At 42.2% G+C, this 5,645-nt stretch carries 7 protein-coding genes; 6 read left to right on the top strand and 1 reads right to left on the bottom strand.

What is annotated here, in order from left to right:
* The first annotated feature begins 118 nt into the window (after positions 1 to 118).
* Both F890_RS15730 and F890_RS15725 read left to right on the top strand, forming a co-directional pair.
* Positions 119 to 598: a RepB family plasmid replication initiator protein gene (locus F890_RS15730; protein ID WP_005267630.1), complete on the top strand. Its 480-nt coding sequence runs from the start codon at positions 119 to 121 to the stop codon at positions 596 to 598.
* Positions 595 to 825, top strand: coding sequence for a hypothetical protein (locus F890_RS15725; protein ID WP_005028396.1), 231 nt, complete (start codon positions 595 to 597; stop codon positions 823 to 825). Before F890_RS15730 ends, F890_RS15725 begins: the two co-directional genes overlap by 4 nt.
* On the opposite strand, the gene F890_RS15720 is transcribed toward F890_RS15725, so the two are convergent.
* Entirely contained in the window at positions 826 to 1,110 is a 285-nt protein-coding gene (locus tag F890_RS15720) for a hypothetical protein (RefSeq protein WP_034619196.1), read from the bottom strand. It lies immediately after the preceding gene.
* 232 nt (positions 1,111 to 1,342) lie between these two features.
* On the opposite strand from F890_RS15720, the gene aph(3'')-Ib reads away from it, so the two are divergent.
* The 4 genes from aph(3'')-Ib to F890_RS15700 all read left to right on the top strand — a co-directional run bounded on the left by aph(3'')-Ib (position 1,343) and on the right by F890_RS15700 (position 5,552).
* Positions 1,343 to 2,146 (top strand): aminoglycoside O-phosphotransferase APH(3'')-Ib, encoded by an 804-nt coding sequence (gene aph(3'')-Ib / locus F890_RS15715; RefSeq protein WP_001082319.1) that lies wholly within the window; start codon positions 1,343 to 1,345, stop codon positions 2,144 to 2,146.
* Complete coding sequence (locus F890_RS15710; RefSeq protein WP_017397613.1) at positions 2,146 to 2,982, top strand: APH(6)-I family aminoglycoside O-phosphotransferase; 837 nt, start codon at positions 2,146 to 2,148, stop codon at positions 2,980 to 2,982. Before aph(3'')-Ib ends, F890_RS15710 begins: the two co-directional genes overlap by 1 nt.
* Positions 2,901 to 4,430 carry a MobA/MobL family protein gene (locus F890_RS15705; RefSeq protein ID WP_010591596.1) on the top strand — a complete coding sequence of 510 codons (1,530 nt, stop codon included), beginning with the start codon at positions 2,901 to 2,903 and terminating at the stop codon, positions 4,428 to 4,430. Before F890_RS15710 ends, F890_RS15705 begins: the two co-directional genes overlap by 82 nt.
* 585 nt (positions 4,431 to 5,015) lie before the next feature.
* Positions 5,016 to 5,552, top strand: a complete 537-nt coding sequence (locus F890_RS15700; protein ID WP_005028403.1) for a replication initiation protein — start codon at positions 5,016 to 5,018, stop codon at positions 5,550 to 5,552.
* Positions 5,553 to 5,645 lie beyond the last annotated feature (93 nt).

Genomic DNA, 5,645 nt, shown 5'->3' with positions numbered 1-5,645 from the left:
TCAGCTACCCCAACAAAACAAGGTGGCTTAACTAGAGCGGAATATCACTTATAAATACGCTTTTAGTTGTTCAAACAAGTGGGACCACCTCTCTTATAGCTTCCGAATATATCAATTAATGATGCAATTTAAGTCGACAGGTTATTGCAACATTCCCCTTAAAGAATTGCGTAAAATACTTTCTTTAGAAAGTCTATATTCAAATGCTGCTGATTTAAAAAGGCGTGTGATTGATGCTGCATGTACTGAAATTAATGAAAAATCCCCTTATACGGTTAAATATGAGCTAATTAAAAAGGGCAATAAATTTCATAGTCTTGAGCTAAAATTTAAGAAGAAAAATGCAGAAAAAGAGCAATTAAGATGCCCTGACACAATTGATATGTTTGAAGAACAGAAAAATAACTTCCTTAAACTGTCTGATGCTCAGGTTGATAGTTTTGGTAATCAATTATCAGAACTTTCTGAATTAAGTTATTTAGCTAGAGAGGGTGAAAGCTACAAAGATTTAGCATTAAGGCTTAAAACAATGCTTCGAGATCCTGACCAACAACCACAGCTTCTTCCATATTTAAAAAAACTAGGATTTAAACCATGATTGAGTTAGATAATTTTAATTTTGATGAAGAAGTTGCCAAATTCAATGATGTTATTTTCAATCAGAGTAATGAAGTAAAAGCAAAGATATTGACTGGATATTTAAGCTCTATTATTGATGTTGAGATTAAACATTTTGATGATTTCAATGATCATAAAACAGTGCTTAAAGATATTGAAAGCAAAGTAACCTTTGCTATCAATATGCTAAAAACAATACAAAATTAATTATGGCAGATTAAATAATTTTCTATCCCGATCTTCTGTTAAATACTCGTTGATGCCAGCGAGTATTTTTTGTTTCTCTGCTTCATCTTCCATTTTCTTGAGCAAGTAAGAACCCAGTAAAATTTTACGTCTGGTATCGTTTTTTCGATCTTGTTCTTTCTGTTTTGCCTTTTCACGAGCGTCTTTAGCCTGCTTTTGAGCTTTAAGCTGCTTTAAGCGTTCTTCCTGTTGCTTTAAGCGTTCTTCCTGCTTAGCAATTCTCTGTTCTAAAGATTCATTTGTCATTGTAATTCCCATACCTAAAAAACCATTCAAGCATAGGATACCTGCCATTGAGATTCAATGCCTTCCTAAGCTATAATGGTTTTCCAGAATGGCGCACTTTACCAAACTAATTTCATTAAGTTTGGAAGTCCGAAAGGGGATACCCCTTTACCCCATAAAATTATTTTGTTGTTGTTGAGAAAAGACAAATGAGCCACCTCCGCGCTTCATCAGAAAACTGAAGGAACCTCCATTGAATCGAACTAATATTTTTTTTGGTGAATCGCATTCTGACTGGTTGCCTGTCAGAGGCGGAGAATCTGGTGATTTTGTTTTTCGACGTGGTGACGGGCATGCCTTCGCGAAAATCGCACCTGCTTCCCGCCGCGGTGAGCTCGCTGGAGAGCGTGACCGCCTCATTTGGCTCAAAGGTCGAGGTGTGGCTTGCCCCGAGGTGATCAACTGGCAGGAGGAACAGGAGGGTGCATGCTTGGTGATAACGGCAATTCCGGGAGTACCGGCGGCTGATCTGTCTGGAGCGGATTTGCTCAAAGCGTGGCCGTCAATGGGGCAGCAACTTGGCGCTGTTCACAGCCTATCGGTTGATCAATGTCCGTTTGAGCGCAGGCTGTCGCGAATGTTCGGACGCGCCGTTGATGTGGTGTCCCGCAATGCCGTCAATCCCGACTTCTTACCGGACGAGGACAAGAGTACGCCGCAGCTCGATCTTTTGGCTCGTGTCGAACGAGAGCTACCGGTGCGGCTCGACCAAGAGCGCACCGATATGGTTGTTTGCCATGGTGATCCCTGCATGCCGAACTTCATGGTGGACCCTAAAACTCTTCAATGCACGGGTCTGATCGACCTTGGGCGGCTCGGAACAGCAGATCGCTATGCCGATTTGGCACTCATGATTGCTAACGCCGAAGAGAACTGGGCAGCGCCAGATGAAGCAGAGCGCGCCTTCGCTGTCCTATTCAATGTATTGGGGATCGAAGCCCCCGACCGCGAACGCCTTGCCTTCTATCTGCGATTGGACCCTCTGACTTGGGGTTGATGTTCATGCCGCCTGTTTTTCCTGCTCATTGGCACGTTTCGCAACCTGTTCTCATTGCGGACACCTTTTCCAGCCTCGTTTGGAAAGTTTCATTGCCAGACGGGACTCCTGCAATCGTCAAGGGATTGAAACCTATAGAAGACATTGCTGATGAACTGCGCGGGGCCGACTATCTGGTATGGCGCAATGGGAGGGGAGCAGTCCGGTTGCTCGGTCGTGAGAACAATCTGATGTTGCTCGAATATGCCGGGGAGCGAATGCTCTCTCACATCGTTGCCGAGCACGGCGACTACCAGGCGACCGAAATTGCAGCGGAACTAATGGCGAAGCTGTATGCCGCATCTGAGGAACCCCTGCCTTCTGCCCTTCTCCCGATCCGGGATCGCTTTGCAGCTTTGTTTCAGCGGGCGCGCGATGATCAAAACGCAGGTTGTCAAACTGACTACGTCCACACGGCGATTATAGCCGATCAAATGATGAGCAATGCCTCGGAACTGCGTGGGCTACATGGCGATCTGCATCATGAAAACATCATGTTCTCCAGTCGCGGCTGGCTGGTGATAGATCCCGTCGGTCTGGTCGGTGAAGTGGGCTTTGGCGCCGCCAATATGTTCTACGATCCGGCTGACAGAGACGACCTTTGTCTCGATCCTAGACGCATTGCACAGATGGCGGACGCATTCTCTCGTGCGCTGGACGTCGATCCGCGTCGCCTGCTCGACCAGGCGTACGCTTATGGGTGCCTTTCCGCAGCTTGGAACGCGGATGGAGAAGAGGAGCAACGCGATCTAGCTATCGCGGCCGCGATCAAGCAGGTGCGACAGACGTCATACTAGATATCAAGCGACTTCTCCTATCCCCTGGGAACACATCAATCTTACCGGAGAATATCGTTGGCCAAAGCCTTAGCGTAGGATTTCGCCCTCTCCCGCAAACGACCCCAAGAAAAACAGGCGTAGAGTTTAAAAAAATCTATGCCCCTGACAATGCAAAAGCAGAACTTTTAGACCGTCAAAGCCTTTGGAACATCGTTGAAAAAGTTGAAAACCGTAAAAACTCAGTCCTAGCAAGAGAGTTTGAAATTGCCTTTCCCCAAGAGCTAAACGCAGAACAACGCCAACAGCTCCTAGATGATTTATGCAAAAAGATTGTAGAGCGTCATAACGTCATCGTTGATGCTGTCATTCATGCCCCGCATACAAGGGGTGGAAGTGATGAACGAAACTATCATGCTCATATTCTGTTTACGAGCCGACAGCTAGACAAAGACACAGGCGAGTTTTCTAAAAATAAATTTCGTGATTTCAACAAAGAGAAATCATCCGAAACGGTTGCAGCTTGGCGTAAAGACTTTGCCGATCTTGCAAATCACTACCTAGAAAAAAATAACTTTGATGCCCGTATAGATCACCGCAGCTATGCAGACCGAGGAATTGATTTAGAAGCTACCTTGCATGAAGGAAGCGCAGTTACAGCCATGAAGCGTAAATATGAGCGTGAACAATTAAAACCAGTTGAAGAACGAAATCCAAAAATCATCATGCCGATCATTGCCCTAGAAAATAATGCAATCAAGGCTAGAAACGCTGAAAAACAGCAGATTTTAAAAGGATTAGAGCAAGAAATTGTCCTATCCAAAAAGGTTTTAGATGGTTTAAAGCAACTGGAACGGACTCAAAAAGCAAAAGATCAGCATGAAGCCGAGATTAGAGCCACAAAACAAGCTCATACAGCCACGGAAGCAAAAATACGTACAGAACCACCAAAACCTCAAGAAAATCGCTTAGAGCGCAAATCAGCGCAATCTAGCCCTATTGTTCAAGACACTTCGATAAGTGATAAAAAAATTGCTGTTCGTCTTTTTGAAACTAAAGTTCGCGCTTTAGCTGAAAAAATCCACCATCAGGAACTAGAAAACATCAAACAAAAAATGGGTGAATACATGGAATTGAGTAAAAATTTACTCAATCAGATAGAAACCCATAAAGAAAATAAGCCATTCAACCCCTTTAAAATCAAGGCATGGACAAAAGAATTAGATGATTTAGTCCATAAACATGACAATGGTATCAAAGCCCAGTATGACAACCTGAAAACCGATTATCAGAGAATAAAAAATCTTGGTGTTACACATGAACATTGGAAAAAAGCAGATGCTCAAATGTACCAGCTTGATAAAAACGCATATCAGAAGATCAAAGCGTTTGAGATAGAACTCAATGAGCGTAATTCAGCTATCAACATTAAAAAATCTTTAGAACAAGACAACGATAAGGGTCGTTAAATCTATCCTTTTTGTCTTTTAATTAAGAATATTTAAACAATATCAATATTTTATTAGCGAGTGTCTACGAGCGACACAACGAAAAGTTGCGCCTAGACTCCCTGAAAAACCGTTTTTAAGTGCCTTGAATCCTAGAAAACTCATATTTCCATGCAGACATTAGCACCTAGACCGAGCGAAGCGAGTGAAAAAACTATGAGCGAAGCGAATCCATAGTCGCTTTTGCTTTTTGAAGTCACAAACAGGATTAGAAAATAACTGCCCCCACGACCGAGCAAAGCGAGGTCAAAAAGTACGAGCAAAGCGAGTACATAGGGCAGTTATCCACAGGTTTTTTTAAATTTTTTCTTTTTTTAATATTTTTTAATATTTTTAAATATTTTTAGCTCCTCGCTATGCCTTGCTCTACGTGGCTTTGACGGGGGTAACTATGACAGATTGACGCACAACTATGACAGATTGACGCACAACTATGACAGATTGACGCACTAACTATGACAGATTGACGCACTTTTATGACATTTACAAACTTGTCATAGTATGACAATATAAAACTATGTCATAATTATAAGGTAATGTATAAAAGTGAATAGTGATTTAATCGTGATGGACAATAAGCTGATCAGAGCTTCTTACCGACTTACCACAAATGAATTGCGCTTAATTTACTGCGCTATATCCAAAATGCCCAAGAATGAACCTATCGACCATAAAACGCCTTACTATGTGACCAAAGAGGACTTTATTAAGCTGGGGGTAGAACCTAAGAATGTGGCTCGTGAGATTCGTTCTGCTTGTAGTGATTTAATCAAAAGAACAGTAATAATAGAAACACCTATTGGTGACTTGGAAACGCATTGGCTTCACAATGTATTGCACTTTAAAAGCGAAACTTTTGAACGCTTAAAAAAGCAATATCCTGATGCCAAGAATGACGAAGAATTTATTAATGCACTTAGACTGCATAATCTTTTAGATAGCCTGCCAATCGTTGTAAATAGCGATGATAATGTCGTGGCACGAATTGTTTTCCATGAAGATATGATGCCTTATTTGAGTGATCTGAAAAGTCATTTCACACAGTATTTTCTTTCAGACTGCAAAGGTTTTAGTGGTGCTTAGAGATGGATCCGTAAATTTGAACAACTCCTATAAGTGATATTCTGCTCCTCAAATGATGTTATAAACATCAATATATGGAGTATTTTATGGCAC

Origin of the sequence: Acinetobacter sp. CIP 64.7 (assembly GCF_000369745.1) — a bacterium.
Lineage (GTDB): Bacteria > Pseudomonadota > Gammaproteobacteria > Pseudomonadales > Moraxellaceae > Acinetobacter > Acinetobacter fasciculus.
Note: the sequence above shows the minus strand (reverse complement) of the source record. Positions and strands in the feature narration are given on the sequence as shown.

Coding starts and splice junctions, on each gene's coding strand:
- F890_RS15720 (WP_034619196.1), bottom strand. CDS start 1,110: ATGACAAATGAATCTTTAGAACAGAGAATTGCTAAGCAGGAAGAACGC.
- F890_RS15710 (WP_017397613.1), top strand. CDS start 2,146: ATGTTCATGCCGCCTGTTTTTCCTGCTCATTGGCACGTTTCGCAACCT.
- F890_RS15730 (WP_005267630.1), top strand. CDS start 119: ATGATGCAATTTAAGTCGACAGGTTATTGCAACATTCCCCTTAAAGAA.
- F890_RS15725 (WP_005028396.1), top strand. CDS start 595: ATGATTGAGTTAGATAATTTTAATTTTGATGAAGAAGTTGCCAAATTC.